12 protein-coding genes and 1 pseudogene are annotated in these 17,256 nt (G+C 72.9%); 7 read left to right on the forward strand and 6 right to left on the reverse strand.

Going from position 1 to position 17,256, the window contains the following annotated elements; genetic code table 11:
• Nucleotides 1–2: 2 nt before the first annotated feature.
• Complete coding sequence (locus ACTMTJ_RS15930) at nucleotides 3–1,913, reverse strand: hypothetical protein (RefSeq protein WP_441217186.1); 1,911 nt, start codon at nucleotides 1,911–1,913, stop codon at nucleotides 3–5.
• A 60-nt stretch (nucleotides 1,914–1,973) separates the two neighbouring features.
• On the opposite strand from ACTMTJ_RS15930, the gene ACTMTJ_RS15935 reads away from it, so the two are divergent.
• From ACTMTJ_RS15935 to ACTMTJ_RS15945, 3 genes are read left to right on the forward strand one after another with little or no spacing between them, the layout of a single operon-like run.
• Complete coding sequence (locus tag ACTMTJ_RS15935) at nucleotides 1,974–3,062, forward strand: ADP-ribosylglycohydrolase family protein (RefSeq protein WP_441217717.1); 1,089 nt, start codon at nucleotides 1,974–1,976, stop codon at nucleotides 3,060–3,062.
• Nucleotides 3,063–3,081: 19 nt separating this feature from the next.
• Complete coding sequence (locus ACTMTJ_RS15940; RefSeq protein ID WP_441217187.1) at nucleotides 3,082–3,513, forward strand: RpiB/LacA/LacB family sugar-phosphate isomerase; 432 nt, start codon at nucleotides 3,082–3,084, stop codon at nucleotides 3,511–3,513.
• Nucleotides 3,514–3,566: 53 nt separating this feature from the next.
• On the forward strand, nucleotides 3,567–6,911 hold the full coding sequence (locus tag ACTMTJ_RS15945; RefSeq protein WP_441217188.1) for an NACHT domain-containing protein: 3,345 nt from the start codon (nucleotides 3,567–3,569) through the stop codon (nucleotides 6,909–6,911).
• Nucleotides 6,912–6,976: 65 nt separating this feature from the next.
• On the opposite strand, the gene ACTMTJ_RS15950 is transcribed toward ACTMTJ_RS15945, so the two are convergent.
• Nucleotides 6,977–7,687: a hypothetical protein gene (locus ACTMTJ_RS15950; protein WP_441217189.1), complete on the reverse strand. Its 711-nt coding sequence runs from the start codon at nucleotides 7,685–7,687 to the stop codon at nucleotides 6,977–6,979.
• Between the two features lie 52 nt (nucleotides 7,688–7,739).
• Nucleotides 7,740–8,345: a hypothetical protein gene (locus tag ACTMTJ_RS15955; protein ID WP_441217190.1), complete on the reverse strand. Its 606-nt coding sequence runs from the start codon at nucleotides 8,343–8,345 to the stop codon at nucleotides 7,740–7,742.
• Nucleotides 8,346–8,862: 517 nt separating this feature from the next.
• Between ACTMTJ_RS15955 and ACTMTJ_RS15960 the strand changes: the two genes are divergently transcribed.
• On the forward strand, nucleotides 8,863–9,306 hold the full coding sequence (locus tag ACTMTJ_RS15960; protein ID WP_441217191.1) for a hypothetical protein: 444 nt from the start codon (nucleotides 8,863–8,865) through the stop codon (nucleotides 9,304–9,306).
• Here ACTMTJ_RS15960 and ACTMTJ_RS15965 read toward each other — a convergent pair.
• Nucleotides 9,303–9,755, reverse strand: coding sequence for a hypothetical protein (locus ACTMTJ_RS15965; RefSeq protein ID WP_441217192.1), 453 nt, complete (start codon nucleotides 9,753–9,755; stop codon nucleotides 9,303–9,305). The genes ACTMTJ_RS15960 and ACTMTJ_RS15965 overlap by 4 nt on opposite strands.
• Before the next feature lie 737 nt (nucleotides 9,756–10,492).
• Between ACTMTJ_RS15965 and ACTMTJ_RS15970 the strand changes: the two genes are divergently transcribed.
• Nucleotides 10,493–11,596, forward strand: coding sequence for a serine hydrolase domain-containing protein (locus ACTMTJ_RS15970; RefSeq protein WP_441217193.1), 1,104 nt, complete (start codon nucleotides 10,493–10,495; stop codon nucleotides 11,594–11,596).
• 42 nt (nucleotides 11,597–11,638) lie between these two features.
• Nucleotides 11,639–12,742, forward strand: a complete 1,104-nt coding sequence (locus tag ACTMTJ_RS15975; RefSeq protein WP_441217194.1) for an FAD-dependent monooxygenase — start codon at nucleotides 11,639–11,641, stop codon at nucleotides 12,740–12,742.
• Nucleotides 12,743–12,781: 39 nt separating this feature from the next.
• Here the strand turns inward: ACTMTJ_RS15975 and ACTMTJ_RS15980 are convergent, their stop codons facing one another.
• The gene (locus tag ACTMTJ_RS15980; protein ID WP_441217195.1) at nucleotides 12,782–13,624 is read right to left on the reverse strand and encodes an endonuclease/exonuclease/phosphatase family protein; all 843 of its coding nucleotides are present in this window, start codon (nucleotides 13,622–13,624) and stop codon (nucleotides 12,782–12,784) included.
• Between the two features lie 103 nt (nucleotides 13,625–13,727).
• Here ACTMTJ_RS15980 and ACTMTJ_RS15985 point away from each other — a divergent pair, with 103 nt between their 5' ends.
• Nucleotides 13,728–15,062 carry a carbohydrate-binding protein gene (locus ACTMTJ_RS15985; RefSeq protein WP_441217196.1) on the forward strand — a complete coding sequence of 445 codons (1,335 nt, stop codon included), beginning with the start codon at nucleotides 13,728–13,730 and terminating at the stop codon, nucleotides 15,060–15,062.
• Nucleotides 15,063–15,104: 42 nt separating this feature from the next.
• Here the strand turns inward: ACTMTJ_RS15985 and ACTMTJ_RS15990 are convergent.
• A pseudogene (locus ACTMTJ_RS15990) lies at nucleotides 15,105–16,358 on the reverse strand (glycoside hydrolase family 6 protein); the annotation flags it as partial.
• Between the last annotated feature and the right edge of the window lie 898 nt (nucleotides 16,359–17,256).

The raw sequence follows: 17,256 nt of genomic DNA on the forward strand, positions 1-17,256 counted from the left end.
GATCAGGCGGGAAGTTCGGACGGGAGCTCGCTGGAATCGTGGTGGGGCTCGAGCACCTCGCTCACCGCGGCGTCGTGGTAGACGTACGCGGTCGTGAGCGCCACGAACGGCAGCGTCAGCGCGTAGACCACGCCGGAGACGATGTCGACCATCGTGAACGGGATGTCCGTGCCGAGGATGAGCGCCATGCCGACCAGCGGGCCGAGGGCGAGCACGATCGCGGCGCCGGCGACGACCAGCCAGGCCACCTTCCACCAGCGCCCGCGCACCAGCTCGCCGCTGCGCCGCAGCGCGGCCGGCACCGTGGCGCCCTCCAGCTCGATGACCTGTGCCACCAGCGCCCACCGCCCGGCCAGGTAGACGGCGACCGGCAGCAGCAGCACCGTGGCGCTGAGGAGCAACACCATGATCACCGCGATCGCCGCCGCGGCGAGCTGGCGGGGCAGGCGCCGTGCCGCCATCGCGTACGCGCCCAGCGGCGTGACCGGCCGTCCCTCGTCGAGCTCGGCGAGGGCACGCACGGTGGCGGCCTGCACGAGCGAGAGGGCGGCGAGCGTGAGCGTCGCGCCGGCCACGAGCGCCACCAGCTCCAGCAGCCCGGCGGCGCTCCCCTCCAGCTCGACGCCGAGCAGGTCCCGCGCGCCGAGCCCGAGCCAGTGGATCAGCGTGATGAACACGGCGATGGGCAGCGCCACCACGCCGATCCCGGCGAAGAGGAGCCACCGCCGCAGGTACATGCGGGCGGACGCGGCCAGGATCTGCCCCCAGGCCCGCCGCCGGCTCACCCGCAGCGGCGCGGCCGGCCGCCACTGGGTACGCCGCACGATGAACAGGCCGAGCGCGAGCACGACACCGATCGCGATCAGCACCCGCGCCGGCTCGTCGACCATGCGGCGCAGCGCGTCGGAGCCGGTGCGGAGCGCGGCGCAGAAGAAGTCGGTGGCCCCGGTGCCGAGCAGCCCGCCGGCCGGCACGGAGTAGCTGCGGTGGCGCCACTCCTCCGCGTACGTGATCGGCTCGGTCCACTGCCGCTTGAGGTTCGGCCCGGTCGGCCCGTTGTAGAACGCCGTCTGTAGCTCACCCCAGCGCCCCTCGTACCCGATCCACGGGAACGCCGCCCGCGCCGCCACCGGGTCGCTCGGGATCACCTTCACCGCCGGCCGCAGCTCCACAGAGGGCGCCGTCGCGTCGTCGCAGCCCACACCCTGTGAGCCGGAGCTGCCGAGGTAGAGCGCGTCCTCGAAGAAGTTGGCGTGCGAGCCGGCGGCCGGGTGCACCACCGGGTGGGTGCCGTCGACGAGCTCCAGCTTGCGGTCGCCCCAGGTGGCCCGCTCGGCACCCTCGTGCTGGCTGTACCCCACCTCCACCGGCCGCTCGCCGAGCGCGGCGGCCGCGTCGGGCGCGTCGAAGACGAGCTGGATCATCTCCCAGTCACCCTCGTGGGTGTTGTTGAAGTCGTTGAACGCGTAGAAGAACCAGTACTGGAGCGCCAGCTTGCCGGGGTGGCCGGGGTCGGTCGCCACGTGCGCGTACACCGTGGGCGGCGCGTCGCCGGTGACCCGGTCCGCCCACCGCTGGTAGCCGCACCCCGGGTGCAGCGCGTTGCCCGGGAAGTCCAGGTGGTACTCGTACCGCCCGGCCGACAGGTCCGCCGCGCTCGGCCCGATCTTCACCAGGTCGGTGGTGGTCCACGGCCCGCGCAGCGCGACGGTCGACTGGTCGAAGAGCACGTCGACGTCCATCGGCCGGTACGGCTCGCCGTAGCCGCACTCCTCCACCTGCTCGACCAGGCGCACCACCGGCGCGTACCGCTGGGCGAGGGCGGTCTCGTCGCCGAGGTCCGCGCGGGCCTGCCCGCCACTGACCGCGAGCAGCCCGCAGGCGGCGAGGACACAAGCGACCAACCATCGCATGTCGCTCATTCTGGTCGGGCCGGCATGATCCGGTGCCCGATTGCTAGGATCACCGCGGTGATGGATCGGGCCGGCCTGGAGCGCTACCGCTCGCGGGTGCGCGGCTGCCTGGTCGGGGGCGCGGTCGGCGACGCGCTCGGTGCGCCGGTGGAGTTCATGTCGCTCGACCGCGTCCGCGCCGAGTACGGCCCGGACGGCCTCACCGACATCGTCACGGACGAGGCCGGTGTCGCGCCGGTCACCGACGACACCCAGATGACCCTCTTCACCGCCGAGGGCCTGATCCGCGCCTCGGTCCGATCCGACCGAGGGGTCAGCCACCCGCCGTCGATGGTGCACCGGGCCCACCTGCGGTGGCTCGACACCCAGCACCTCCCGGCACCGCCGCCGTCGCCGGACGGCTGGCTGGCCGCCCTGCCCTGGCTGTACGCCCGCCGCGCGCCCGGCAACGCCTGCCTCTCCGGCCTCAGCTCACCCGGCATGGGCACGCTCGCCCAGCCGAAGAACCCGGGCTCCAAGGGCTGCGGCACCGTGATGCGCTCCGCGCCGTTCGGCCTCTACCCGCAGCCGTGGCTGACCCCGGAGAAGGTCTTCGACCTGGCCGCCGAGTGCGCCACACAGACACACGGCCACCCCACCGGGTACCTGGCCGCGGGCGCTTTCGCAGCGATCGTCCGCGCTCTCGTCGACGGCGCCTCGCTGGCGGACGCCGTCGCGGTCGCGCTGGACCTCCTCCCCGCCCGCCCGGGCCACGAGGAGACGGTGGCCGCGCTGCGCGCCGCGCTCGCCGCCCGGCCCGGCTCCGCGGAGGAGATCGAGCGCCTGGGCGGCGCCTGGGTGGCCGAGGAGGCGCTGGCCATCGGCGTCTACTGTGCACTGTCCCACCCGGACCCGGCCGAGGTGCGCGCGGCGCTGCTGCTGTCGGTCAACCACTCCGGCGACAGCGACTCGACCGGCTCCATCTGCGGCAACCTGCTCGGTGCCTGGCACGGCGAGACGGCGCTGCCGCCCGACTGGGTGGCGGCCGTCGAGGGCCGCGGCACCATCCTGGAGCTCGCCGACGACTTCGCCATGGAGCAGGCCCAGTCCCGCGACCTGCACGGCGACTACGGCCCGCGCACCGAGTGGGTCCGCCGCTACCCCGCCTGACCGGTCGTATGCTGGCGGCGTGCGTATCGCGTTCGGCGCCGACGACGACAACGAGACCACCCGGGCGGTCGTCGACTACCTGTCCGGGCTCGGGGAGGTGGTCCGCGTCGACGCCGCCCGGCCCTGGCCGGAGATCGGCGCCGCGGTGGGCCGCGCGGTGACGGGTGGCGAGGCCGACCTGGGCGTGGTGATGTGCTGGACCGGCACCGGCACCGCGATCGCCGCCAACAAGGTCCCCGGCGTCCGCGCGGCGCTCGCCTGGGAGCCCTGGGTCGCCACCGGCGCCCGCCGCTGGAACGACGCCAACGTCCTCGCCATGAGCCTCAAGCGACTCGCGCCGGACGTGGCCGTCGAGGTGGCTCGCGCGTTCGTCGAGACGCCCGAGCCCGACACCGACGAGGCGGAAAACATCGCGCTGCTGTCCAAACTGGAGCGCGAGCGGCCCTCCTGACACTCCCGGATCGGTGGATTGTCCGGCTTGCTGGCCTGCACCATCATGGCGGCGTGCGTGGTGTGCTCCTGCGGTGGCTCGGTGTGCTCGCCGTGGCCGCGCCGCTCGCTGTGGGTTTCTACGTGGCGAGCCAGGTCGCGTCGCGCAACGGGCTGGAGTGGGCGGACAAGGCCGCCAGCGTGGCGGCGTTCTTCCTCGCCCTCGGCGTCGTGGCGATGCCGGCCTTCCGCCGGACGTCGCGGTGGTTGTCGCGGGCGCCCCTGTCCGACGTGGACGTGCCGCGGGCGATGGCGGATCTCGCGGCCGTGCTGCGCGGCAACCTGGCCGCGGAGGAGCGGCTCCGCAAGGTCAACGATCCGCGCCCGCTGCCCGTGCGGTGGGAGGTCGTCGGCATGGCGTCCGGCACGCCAGCCGGCGGCGACCTGGCCGGTGAGTACGCCGACATCCAGCCGGTGTTCGCGCGGCTTCCCGCCCGCCGGCTGGTGATCCTCGGGGCGGCCGGGGCGGGCAAGAGCGTCCTTCTCACCCGGCTGGCCCGCGACCTGCTGGCGGCGCGGGGCGACACGGAGCCGGTCGCGGTGATCGTGCCGATCGCGACCTGGGACGCGGAGGAGCCCTTCGACGACTGGCTCACCGACCAGCTGATCAGCAACCACCCGGGGCTCGGCGCCCACATCCGCCCGGCGACCGGCGGCACGATCTCGCTCGCCGGCGCGCTGCTGGCACGTGGCGGGATCCTGCCCCTGCTCGACGGGTTCGACGAGCTGCCGGAGCCAGTACGGGAGCGCGCGGTCGCGGCGATCAACGCGCACGGCTCAGACCAGCCGATGGTGCTCACCAGCCGTCCGGACGAGTACCACGACGCCGTCGCCGCCGGCCGCGCGATCTCCCAGGCGGCGGTCGTCGAGCTGCGGCCGCTGCGCCTCCCCGAGGTCCGCGAGTACCTGATGGAGGCGACCGTGCGGCCGGAGCGCTGGCAACCGGTGTTCGACCAGCTCACCCGGGAGCCGGACGGTCCGCTCGCCGGCACCCTGACCAACCCGCTCATGCTCTGGCTGGCCCGCACCGTGCACGAGGAGCCGACCACCACCCCGGCTCGGCTCACCCGCAGCGACCAGGATCGGGCCGCGCTCGAGACGTACCTGCTCGACGCGTTCGTGCCCGCGGTCTACGGCCGGGACGCCGGCGGCCGCCGGGCCGAGCGCTGGCTCGCGTTCCTGGCCGCCCACCTGCGGCGGATCGGGACGCCGGAGCTGGCGTGGTGGCGGCTGCACCGTGCGCTCCTCGCGTGGTTGCCGGTAGCGGTCGGTCTCAAGATGGCCCTGCGGGTCGCCGTGCTGGCGATCGCGGTGTGGTCGCTCGCCCGGTACGACCGGTCGCCCGAGGGTGAAGCCGACATTCCCGGCCTCCTTCTCGGCGGTCCACTCGGGGAGCGGCTGCTTCCGTGGTGGGACGTTCTCGTCGGCACCGACGTCGGGGAATTCCTCGAGGGCGCCGTCGAGCGCTTCCTCCACGACGACGACCCCACCCGCACCGTCCTGTGGCTCGCGCTGGGCGCCTGGGCGGTGCTCACCACCGTGGCGGCCATCGACGCCGTCCTCGACACGGCCGCCAAGGACCGCCGGCCGGTCACCCTGCGCCTGCGGCCGCTGCGCCTGCTGCGCGCGTACGTCGTGCAGGCGCTGGCCCTGGCCGCCATGTTGACCGCGCTCGCCGGGTTCGGCGTGGTCGTGGTGGAAGGCGAACAGGCCGGCACCGAACTGCCCTTCTGGTCACTGGTGCCCTGGCTGGCCCTGCTCGCGGCGACGATGGCGTCGATGCCGGTGACCGAGCCCGTCGACGTCACCCGCGCTGTGAGTCCGACCGAGGTGCTCCGCCTCGACCGCCCGGCCTTCGTCGTCAGGCGCCTGCTCGACAACGCCACCACCGCGGCCGGGCTCTACCTGATCTGCGGCTTGCCGGTGCCGGCGGTGTACCTGGCCTGCACCCTGCTGATGCTCCCGGTCCGGCTCGCCGTGGGCACGGCGACGGTCAACGGCCTGTTCAGCGCCAGCCAGTCGTACGCGGACGCCCGGTTCTGGCTCGCGCTCACCCGCCGCCTCCCGTGGCGGACGATGGCGTTCCTGTCCGGCGCGCACCGCCGCGGCGTCCTGCGCCAGAGCGGCGCGGTGTACCAGTTCCGCCACCTGCGCCTCCAGGAGCACCTCGCGGCGAAGCATCCACTATGGACGGAGCAGCTCGCGCCGTACGGCGAGCGGGCCGAAGCGAGGATCGCCCCGCTGTGGGAGCGGCTGCACGCGGCAGCCGACCGCACGGCGCGCGCCGCCGGCCTGACGATCACCCGGCACGAGTGGGGTCAGCACCACCTCCACGTGACGGACCTGCCCGCGCGCCTGGAGGGCCTGCGCGCGGCGGGCGGCCTGCACGCGTACCGGGAGATCCAGGCGGCCGCGCGGCGGGCCGACGCGCTCGCCACCCGACTGGACGGGCTGAAGGCCCGTATCCGGCTCGCCGCCGGCGTCCTGCGGCGGGCGACGTACCCGGAGCGCGCGCGCCGCTTCGTGCGCCGCCGCCTGCCGGCCGGCACGGACCTGGCGGAGTTTCGGTGGACGGTGGGCGACGACCTCTGGTGGACCGCGCCGGACGACGGCGCGGCACAGCCGGTCGAACGCATCGTCGCCGACCTGCGGCCACATCCGGTCCACGTAGCGGCGTCCAGCGTCGTCGCGGGCGGGATCGTCACCGTGTCGGCCCTCCTCGCCGAGGCGGTGTCCGGGGTCCTCCTCGTTGTCGGGCTGCTCGCCGGCGCGATGCTGTGGCTACTCCGGTTCGAAGCCTGGCGCACCACCCGGTTTGTCGTCACCGACCGGCGCATCGTGCTCACGCGCGACTCCGAGCCGGATGTCGAGCTGCCGCTCGCCGCGATCGCCGACGTGACCGCCGTCCGCTCTCCGCTCGGCGCCCTGCTCGGCTACGGCCGGCTCCGCGTCGACGTCGTCCCGGACTGCCCGCCCGTGTTCTACGGCCGGTGGCCGCCACCCTGGGGATCGACACTCGACCTCGGCCGGTGGACCCTCGAGCCGGTGGACGGGGCGCACAGCTTCCAGCGAACGGTCGTGCTGCCCGATCCACAGTGGCTGCTCGGCCAGATCGCCGCGGTCACCGCGCCGGGCCACGCCGGTGGCCGGGCGCTCGACGCGTGGCAGAAGGTCACCAGGCTCGTCGAGCTCAGCCGGTCGAGACACTACGACCGCGCGATCCAGCTGCTGACCGAGCTGAAGGACGCCTACGAAAGCCGTGGCGACGGCGAGGAGTTTCGCACGCGGCTGGTCGCGTTGCGCCGCGACCACGAGCGCAAGACGCTCTTCCAGGTCCGCCTCGACCGCGCCGGCCTCTAGGAGGCTGGTGGCTTCGGCCGCCGCTCACCCGTGCCGGCGAAGCCGGCCCGGGTGAGGCCACCGCACTAGCGGCCCTCGCCGGTGGTGCGGTGGACCACGTTGGAGCTGGCGCCGTGGTAGTAGACGCGCACCCGGAACGCCGCCCGCCGCTCCCGCGGCAGCGCGGTCAGCCCGACCGACGTCACGTCCGGGTCGAGCATCATCGCCACGTCCCACTCGGCGGCGCCCTCCGGGCGTACCTCCACGAGGTAGCCGTCCTCGTCCGCGGCGTTGTCCCGCCACGTGAAGAGCACGGCGTCGTGGCTCATCACCCGCGCCGCCAAGGCCGCCGGCGCGGCCGCCGGGTCACCGCCGCGCAGGGCGTGGCCACCGGCCGCCGTGCCGGGTCGGCGCCGCGGGTCGGCCCAGGCGACGTCCACATCGGTCGTTTCCGGGTACGGTACGTCCGCGAACCGCACGTCGACCGGCGCCGAGGCGGGGCCGTGCAGCGCGCGCACGCGGTAGTAGAACGGGGTCCGCGGCATCAGGTCGGGGTGGTCGTACCCGCGCCGCGTCGCCGGCAGGAACCGCAGGATCGTCCACGGTCCCTCGGGCGCGGTCGCGAACTCCACGATCTGCCCGGTCGTGCCCGGCGCCGCGCCGGTCCACTCCAGACGGACGTCGACCGGGGTGGTGAGCGTGGCCTCCAACCGGACCGCGGCGGCCGGCTCCGAAGTGGACGGTGTCGCGGCGCAGCCGGCCGCGCAGAGGGCCAGGACGAGCGGTAGTGCCTTCACGTCGCCTCCGTAGCGGGTGCGGCCGTCCCCCGCCCGGGACGGCCGCGCGGGTCTACTTCTGCCAGAACTGGATACCGCTCCACACGACCGTGGCCGGCCCGGCGCCGCTGTTGGTCCGGTACGCGCCGAACTTGTCGTAGTAGCCGCCGCTCCCGCCGGTCTGGGAATGCCGGTTGGAGCCGTTGATGTACGTGCGGTGCGCGCCGTTGCCGGTGTTGTGCACGGTGTTGACCCGCACCGTGGCACCGACGGTGGCGCCGGTCGCGAGGGTGGTGCCGCCGTGCACCGCGTACAGCCGGCCACCGCGCTCCACCGCCAGCATGAAGAAGGGTCCGCTGGGACCGAACGTCTGCTTCAGGCTGATCCGCGTACCCGGCATGCTGGTGATCCGGAAGTAGCCCTCGAACTGGCGGACGCCCGTGCTGTACGTGGCGTACCGGCGCTCGGCCCGCTGGTCACCGCTCGCGGTCGAGCAGGTGAGCTGGAAGGTCAGCCCGTTGACCACGCCGCAGCCCCGCTCCTGCACCGTGAAGGACGGCGAGTAGGCGGTCCACGGGCCGCTCTCCAGCGGCTCGGCACCGGCCGGCGCCGCCACGCCGACGGCGGCGAGCACCAGCATGGCACCGGTGACGGCGAAGGCGAGCAGTCGTCTCGTCATGAGGCCTCCTGACCCCGGTGCGCACACACCGGATCGTGGGGGGAGTTTTTCCGAACTAAGCAGCCCGATCACCGGGCGGACAAGCCGCAGGTATTCGCACAAGTCGATAGAAAGGGTATTTTCGGACATCGATTTCCCACCTGGTGGCACAGCGGCGTCGCGGGAGCGTGCCCACGTGGGCTGGCAGACTGTGGAACGGGTAACCGCTGGGGGAGCCGAGCTTCGCCCTCACCGGGGCGACGGCCGGCGCGCTCGCCCAGATCTGCCAGCGCCTCGACGGCCTCCCCCTCGCGATCGAGCTGGCCGCCGCGGTCGTGCCCGCGCTGGGCGTCGACCGGATCGCCGCCCGCCTCGACGACCGCTTCCGCCTGCTCACCCACGGCAGCCGCACCGCCTCGCCCCGCCACCAGACGCTCCGCGCCGTCATCGACTGGAGCTACGACCTGCTGGACGAGCCCGCACAGCGCCTCGCGAAGGCCGCGCGTGGCTCGCCCGCGCCCTCGCCCTCGACGCCGGCGTGCCCGAGCTGGTCCGCGCCCGCGCACTCGACAGCGCCGCCGGCCTCGCCACGATCCAGGGCGACCTGCCGGCGGCGGCCGCCGCCGCGGAGGAGTCGGCCCGGCTGAGCCGCGAGGCCGGCGACGGAGCCGGCGCCGCCCGCGCGCTGACCACGTCGGGCCTGGCCGCGTTCTACGCCGGCGACCACCCGAGGGCGGTGCGGGTGCTGGAGGAGTCGGTACGCCAGGCGAGGGCGGCCGGCGACCGCGGCCAGGCCGGCTTCGCGTTGATGTACCTGGCCGCCACCGCCCTGGCCCGCGCCGAGTACGCCGAGGCCGTCCGCCACCGCGACGAGGGCGAACCCGACCTCCGCGCGGTCGGCGACCCCGAGGGCCTGGCCTGGATCCACATCTGCCGCCACGGCGCCGCCTGGCGCACCGGCGACCGCCCCGACGGTCCCTAGCCGGCCGAGAAGACGACCACGACGGCGAGGATGAGCACGCCACCGGCGATCCGCACCGCCCACGGCCGGGTCAGCACCGCCGCCACCAGCGCGAACGCGACACCCACGAGCGGCAACCCGACCCGCAGGTCACCCACCGGGACAAGCTCGGAGTCGCGCAGGCTGACCCAGCCGAGGGCGGCCAGGCCGACGCCGCCCAGCACGACGAGCAGCGTCCAGACCACCCGCGGGCCAGGCGTAGCGGTGAGCGGCGAGCCGTCCTTGGTGGCGGCCCCGACCCCGAAGAGCGCCAGCAGGACCAGAAAGATGTGGACGACCACCAGCGGCGCGAACGCCATCACCGCCGCCAACGCGAGCAGCATCGCGAACGGCGCGAGCACCGTCGCCACCAGCCCCGTCACCACAATCTGCCCCAGAGCGGCAACGACCGGCGACTGTCGGATGCTCACACGATCAACCCCCGTCACCAAGGCCACCCGCCGCCCGTCCGGGTGCGCCGCGATCGTAGCGTCGGGCGCTTTCACTTCGCTCTCACAAAGCCACACCCTCGCCGCGGCTCGGGCCGGTCGGTGCAGGTCTGGCCGAGCGCTCGCTTCGACAAGCAGATTCGAGCTACCGCGATGTCCGTCGTGGTCCATGCCGCTGCTCCCGCGGCCTCACCCGTCCGCTGTTGCTTGCGGTCACCCCTTTTGCCTCGGCGGATGCAGCGGTGTTTGTCCACAATGCCTGTTGCCGACAGGCGGCAGAAGATCGAAACAGGGCTTCGTCGCCCTGAGTAACCGCCGCCGCCCATGTGCACGGCCCAAGATTCGAGATCTTGGAGAGTTTAGGCGCCATATCGACCCTAACTGTCCTAGATCTGAAAACTTCTTACCTGAGCCCGCCGACGATGCGTCACCGACAGTGGCCAGCGGGCAGCGGAGGTCGGGGGATTTCGGCGAGCGCCAAGCTGGCCGCCGACCGGAGCGGTGCCCGCGGGAAAGCACCCCAAGAAAACGCTCCGCTTCGCTCCACGTTCCCCCGGCGGCCCCGCGCATACGGTCCGCAGGTGACACGGACAGGGGCAAAAAATGCGGGTCCAGAACCCCGAGTCGGAAGCGGGGGTGAACCCAGGGCGATCCCGGATGGGTCTGACGCGCCGGGTCCGTGAGGCTCGATCTTGACCGACTGTTTACGGGGGTTGCGGATGAAGCGTGTACGTCAGGCATTGGTGACCGCGACGGCGGCGTTGGCGGTGGTCGCGGCGCCGACCGCCGCCGCCGCCGAGCCGAAGGATGAGTTGCGGAGAGAGTTGGACGGCGTCGTGGCCGCCCATGCGGTGGGTGCGTTGGCGGAGGTGCGCGACGGGCGGCGTGTGTGGCGGGGCGGCAGCGGGGTCGCCGCGCTGGGCACGGCGCGGGCGGTTCCGGTCGACGGGCGGTTTCGGGCGGGCAGCATCACGAAGACGTTCCTGGCGACGGTCGTCCTTCAGCTTGTCGACGCGGGGCGGCTGCGGCTGGACGACCCGGTCGAGGCGTGGCTGCCCGGGGTGGTCCCGGACGGGCGCCGGGTCACCGTGCGCCACCTGCTCAACCACACCAGCGGGTTGTACGACGTGTTGCGTACGCTGCCGATGCCGCCCGCGGCGGAGTTCTACGACAACCGGTGGCGCACCTGGACCGCGGAGGAGCTGGTCGCGCGGGCGCTGGCCAACCCGCCGACCTTCGAGCCGCCGGGTGCGGCCTACTCGTACTCGAACACCGGCTACGTGCTGCTCGGCCAGATCATCACGGCGGTGACCGGCCGGTCGTACGGCGAGGAGATCGAGCGGCGGATCATCCGGCCGTTGACGTTGCGCGGCACCTCGTTGCCGGGTGCGTCGCCGTGGATTCGGGGGCCGCATCCGCGCGGCTACGTGCCGGCGCCGCCGGGCAGCCCGGCGCGGCTGCTCGACTACACCGAGATGAACCCGTCGGTGATGGGCGCGGGCGGCGAGATGATCTCCACGACGAGGGATCTCAACCGCTTCTTCGCCGCGCTGCTCGGGGGGCGTCTGCTGCCGGACCGCCTGCTCGACGAGATGAAGACGCCGGGCACCGAGACCAAGAAGTACGGGCTCGGGCTGGCCTGGCGGGACACTCCGTGCGGGATCACCGTGTACGGCAACGACGGCGACGCCATGGCCTACCAGGCCTACTCCTTCTCCTCGCTGGACGGGCGCTACCAGGTCACGGTCGCGATCACGCCGGCCTTCCGCGGTGATCCCGACGACGCCGTCGAGGCGTTCGTGGACAAGGCGATCTGTGGGTGACCGATAAGGAATCCGGAAGGTCCGCGGCCTAGAGTTTCCGGCATGCGGGGGAACGGAGTTCGGGTGCTCGTGGTGGGGGCGGGGATCGCCGGCTTGGCGGCCGCCCGCACGTTGCGGGCCTGGGGGGCGGACGTCGAGTTGGTCGAGCGGAGCCCGACCGCGCGGGTCGACGGTGCCGGCATCTACCTGCCGGGAAACGCGATCCGCGCGCTCGACGACCTGGGGCTCGCGACGCAGGTGGCCGCGCGGGCGGTGGAGATCCAGCGCCAGCGCGTCAGCGACCACCGGGGCCGGTCGCTGATGGACCTGGCGGTGGCGGACGTCTGGCGCGGGGTGGGGCCGTGCCTGGCGTTGCACCACGCCGACCTGCACCAGGTGCTGCTCGCCGGCGCCAAGGACGTGCCGATCCGCTGGGGTGGCACGGTCGAGTCCATCGTGGACACCGACGACCACGTGCGGGTCACGCTCAGCGACGGCACGCGCCAGGGGTACGATCTCGTGCTCGGCGCCGACGGCGTGCACTCTTCGGTCCGGCGGTTGATCTTCGGTGCGGGTGCCGCCGCCCGTCCCACCGGGCAGTTCGCGCGGCGCTTTCTCGCCCGCTGGCCCGGGACGGGTCCTGTGTGGTCGGTGATGGTGGGGCGCGGCTCCGCGTTCCTCACCATCCCGATCGGCGACGGCCTCGTCTACGTCTACTGCGACGGGCCGCTCGACGCGCCGCGGGTGCCGCCGCGCGAGCTGCTGGCCGGGTTCGCGGAGCCCGTGCCCACGGTCCTCGACGCCGCCGAGGAGGGCATGCAGAGCGGGCCGGTCGAGGAGGTCTCCCTCCCCCGCTGGTCGCGCGGCACGACGCTGCTGGTCGGCGACGCCGCGCACGCCACCTCGCCCAACATGGCCGAGGGCGCCGCGATGGCCCTCGAAGACGCGCTGGTGCTGGCCGACTGCCTGACCGCCGCGGGCACGATCGCCGGCGCGCTGCGGGCGTTCGAGGAGCGGCGCCGGCCGCGCACCGAGTGGGTGCGCGCGCAGACGCACCGCCGCGACCGCAGCCGCTCGCTGCCCACACCGCTGCGCAACCTCGTGCTCGGCAAGCTGGGCGTCAAGCTCTTCCAGACGAGCTACAAGCCTTTGCGCGAGCGGCCGTAGGCGGCCACGGGCACCACTGTCCGAACTGGAGGTATACGCTCAGCGAGCGTTGGTGCCGGGCCGTCGTGGGGGCGGCCCGGCGGTCATCTCCACGACCAGCGGCCGGTGGTCGGAGAAGGGCACCAGCGGCGTCTCGGCGGCTCCCTCGGCCGACCACCGCGCTCCCCCACGGCGGTCGAGCAGCACGTGGTCCAGCTGCACCCGCGGCTGCCAGGCGGGATACGTCGCGACCCGGGCGAGCGGCCGCCACCCGGAGACAAGGGCCGCCGCGCGGGCCGGCATGTTGAGGTCGCCGAGCAGCACCCGCGGCGACGGGAGCCGGCGCAGTGCCCGGATCGCCAGGCGCAGCTGGCCGGCGTTCCACGCGGGCACGAACGAAAGGTGGGTGCTCGCGACGGTGAACGGACCGTCCGGTCCCTCGATCACCGCGGCGAGGACGACCCGCGGCTCGTCGTGCAGCCACATGAACCGCCCGGCGGGCACCAGCCCGTTTCCCCGCGGCGGTCCGGCCGCCATGATCGGCGCGCGGACCGGCGCCCCGGCCAGCCGGGTGACGTGCCAGGACCGCACCGGCCAGCGGCTGATCAGGCTCACCCCGAAGCTCGGCTCGTCGACGCCGTCCTCGTCGTGGGCGAGCCGGCGGTACGCCTCGCCCGGCGTGCCGATCAGCGCGGGCGCGAAGCGGTGCGCGACGGCGCCGCTCGCCTCCGCCGCGAGCGCGGTCAGGTCGAGGTGGCCGCTGCGCGCCTGTGACCGGTCGACCTCTTGCATGCCGAGCACGTCGGCGTCGAGGCCGGCGACCGCGGCGGCGAATCGCTCCCGCTCCACCTCCCCGTCGTCGAGGGACCTTCCGTGCAGGACGTTGAAGGTGGCCAGGCGCACGGGTTCCAGGGTACGGGCGTCCCGATCGCGCCGCCGAAGTCTCTTACTATGAACAAAGTTAACTGATAAGCTTCCTGCCCAATCGACGATGATTGGGGTTCTCATGGGCGCTCGGCGTTTGGTGTTGGCCCTGGCGACAGGGGTGGCGGCGGCGGTCGTCGCCGGGATCGGCCTCGCGCCGAACGTCGGGGCGGCGCCCCAGCTGCTCGTGGTCTGCAACGCGCCCGCGTGGGCCGAGGGCAACACCTACACGGCCGGGGGCCAGGTGACCTACGGCGGCCGGCTCTACCAGGCCCTGGTCACGCACACCGCGCACCCCGGCGCCGGCTGGAACCCGGCGGCCACCCCGTCACTGTGGCGCGACCTCGGCGCATGCGACGGGCAGCCCTCGCCCACCCCGACCCGCACCGCCTCCCCGACACCCACGCCGACTCGCACCGCCTCGCCGACGCCCACCACACCGGGACCGACACCGACCGGCTCGACCTGCGCGGTCAAGTCGCGGCCCGGGGGCAAGGTCCTGCACGGGTACTGGGAGAACTGGGACGGCGCGGCGAACGGCGTGCACCCGCCGCTGGGCTGGATCCCGATCACCGACGCGCGGATCCGCCAGCACGGCTACAACGTGATCAACGCGGCCTTCCCGGTGATCCTCTCCGACGGCACGGTGCTGTGGCAGGACGGCATGGACGCCGGGGTCAAGGTGGCCACGCCGGCCGAGATGTGCGCGGCGAAGGCGGCCGGCCTCACGATCCTGCTGTCGATCGGCGGCGCCACGGCCGGCATCGACCTGTCGTCGTCCACTGTGGCCGACCGGTTCGTCGCCACGGTGGTGCCGATCCTCAAGCGGTACAACTTCGACGGCATCGACATCGACATCGAGACCGGCCTCACCGGCAGCGGCAACATCAACCAGCTCTCCACCTCGCAGGCCAACCTGATCCGCATCATCGACGGCGTGCTCGCCCAGATGCCGGGCAACTTCGGCCTCACGATGGCGCCGGAGACCGCCTACGTGACCGGGGGGAGCGTCACCTACGGCTCGATCTGGGGCGCGTACCTGCCGATCGTCAAGAAGTACGCGGACAACGGCCGGCTGTGGTGGCTCAACATGCAGTACTACAACGGCAGCATGTACGGCTGCTCCGGCGACTCGTACTCAGCCGGCACCGTGCAAGGCTTCACGGTGCAGACCAACTGCCTCAACAGCGGCCTGGTCATCCAGGGCACCACGATCCGGGTGCCGTACGACAAGCAGGTGCCCGGCCTGCCGGCCCAGGCGGGTGCCGGCGGCGGGTACATGACGCCCAGCCTGGTGAGCCAGGCGTGGGGTTCGATCAACGGTCAGCTCAAAGGCCTGATGACCTGGTCGATCAACTGGGACGGTTCGCGCAACTGGACGTTCGGCGACAACGTCCGGGCGCTACAGGGACGGTGACGCGAAGAGGGGCGCCCCGCGAAAGGGACGCCCCTCGACCGGTTACAGCGGCGGATGCGCGTTCGCGATCAGCTGCTGGAACTGGGCCTGGAACCAGTGGCCCGAGAGTGGCGCGTCCGGCAGGGCGCCCGACATGTTGAACTGGTTGCGCGCGTTCCCCTCGTACGTGGGGTCGCACATCCGGTCGAAGCCCTTGCCCTCGTCGTTCTCGATGAACCGGCTGGAGCCGTCGGACTCACCCGGCGGCTTGATCCAGACGTACGCGTCGATGCCCGACGCCGGCGTAGCCCTCGGCCGCTCGCCGATGCCGGCCCCGGATTGGTTGCACCAGTTGCCGAGGTGGATACGGCGGTCGAGCCGCGACTCCTCGACGAAGGTCTCCGGGTCGGTCGACGTGCTCGCGCTGGTGGGCCGGTTGGGGCCGCCCCAACCGTTGCGCGAGGTGTCGATCAGCATGCCGAGGTTGTCGTCGAACGCCATGCCCGCGAGCAGGTTGCGGTACGCCTGGGCGTACGACAGCTCGTCCACGTACCTATTCCAGTCGATCCACGACGAGTTGCCCTCACGGACCACCTTGCCGCCCACGACGGTGTTCGCGTCGAAGAACGGCTCGTCCAGGATGCCGTAGTTGGCCACGTTGCTGGCGAAACCGTGCACGTCCGCGGGCGTGGCGCCGTTGGCGTTCGCGGCCTGGAGGAAGACGTCGGCCGAGGCCTGGAAGTTGTCGTCCCACCCGAGCCAGCCGTGGTGGCCGATGTCGATGTAGTTGTAGACGTTCTCGATCGCACCGAGCTGCGCCAGCGCGTACCCGACGCCGTTGATGTAGTTGCCGTTCGCCTTCATCACGTCGCACTCGGGCGTGGCGGTCTCCCGCGGGCTGACGTTGGTCACCAGGTTGGGCAGCGAGTCGATCTCGATGATCGTGACGATCCGCAGACTGGCGTAGGCCGGATCGCCCATGATCTCGGCGATCGGGTCGATGTACTCGGACTGGTAGCGGCCGATCTCCGTCGGGCCGAGTTGGCCGTTGGAGGCGAGCGCGGCGCAGTCCCGGCCGGGCAGGTTGTAGATGACCACCTGGATCAGGTCGGCGCCCTGGGACAGCGCCTCGTCGAGGTGATCCCGCAGGCCCATGGTGTTGGACCCGGCGGAACCCGACTCGATCGCCTCGATCCGGTCCAGCCAGATGGCGGTGGGCTGGTTGGCGATCGCCGCCCCGCCGCTCGCCGCGGCCTGCGCCGACCAGTCCGGGTTGACGTAGACCTGTGCACCCGCGTACGGGTTGTCGACCCGCGCCAACGCGCTGGCGGAGCCGGTGCTGACGGCGACGGCACCCGCCATCAGCGTGAACGCGGCGGCCACGGCGAGGCCGCGGCGCAACCGACGATTGACCTGCATACGTAACACTCCTTGGGGTCGCGTACGGACCCCGGAAGGACCCACGACCGCACCACGCGCGCACGCGCACTGCGGCCCTCCCGGGGGCGGCGGCCCGCGAACCGGGCGCGACAACCGTGCCGCGGGCGCACCACCGGAAATCAGCCATCCGGGCCCGGACCTCGGGCGGCTGTCAATGCGTCAGTCAGCGGCGGGGCCGTCGCGGGGCGAACTCCAGCGCCCCCCGTGCCCTTGTGGTAGCCCTCGGCGAACGATCCCTCCACGAGACCCGTATCGCTCTATGCCGGCTGCCTGGCGCGGCTCTACCCGTACCATATTGCACCCGATTAGATCCATCAATAGCACTTCATCGATTTAATTCTCGATCAATGCGATTGAACGGATAGCGGCCCATAGTCCTATTTGGACATGAAGGGGCCTGTCGTCCCGTACCCAGCACACGCCGCCTGAAACCAGCCCCGGCCCATCCGGTCGGGGTGGCCCCCGTCGTGACGTCCCGCAAGGCAGATTTGTCCCGGGTCCGCGTCAGCGGCGGACCGCCGCTCCCGCCGGAGACCGCGCAGGTCGGCGGCTCGCAGCGCTCGCCGAAATCCCCGACCTCCGCTGCCAGCCCCGCGCCACAAGCCCGCCGCGAGACCCAGGCCCCAACGCGCGGCCTCACCCCTTCCGCCGCCGAGGCGACGGCAACAGACCGAGGTAACCGCAACCAAGAACGAAGCCTGGGCTTGCACCGCGGACCCGGCAGCGGACGGCCGGGGGTTTCGGCGAGCGCTGCGAGCCGCCGGCCGGGAGCGGT

Origin of the sequence: Phytohabitans sp. LJ34, assembly GCF_052068095.1 — a bacterium.
Taxonomy (GTDB): Bacteria; Actinomycetota; Actinomycetes; order Mycobacteriales; family Micromonosporaceae; genus Phytohabitans.

Coding starts and splice junctions, on each gene's coding strand:
- ACTMTJ_RS15975 (WP_441217194.1), top strand. CDS start 11,639: ATGCGGGGGAACGGAGTTCGGGTGCTCGTGGTGGGGGCGGGGATCGCC.
- ACTMTJ_RS15970 (WP_441217193.1), top strand. CDS start 10,493: ATGAAGCGTGTACGTCAGGCATTGGTGACCGCGACGGCGGCGTTGGCG.
- ACTMTJ_RS15955 (WP_441217190.1), bottom strand. CDS start 8,345: ATGACGAGACGACTGCTCGCCTTCGCCGTCACCGGTGCCATGCTGGTG.
- ACTMTJ_RS15930 (WP_441217186.1), bottom strand. CDS start 1,913: ATGCGATGGTTGGTCGCTTGTGTCCTCGCCGCCTGCGGGCTGCTCGCG.
- ACTMTJ_RS15935 (WP_441217717.1), top strand. CDS start 1,974: ATGGATCGGGCCGGCCTGGAGCGCTACCGCTCGCGGGTGCGCGGCTGC.
- ACTMTJ_RS15985 (WP_441217196.1), top strand. CDS start 13,728: ATGGGCGCTCGGCGTTTGGTGTTGGCCCTGGCGACAGGGGTGGCGGCG.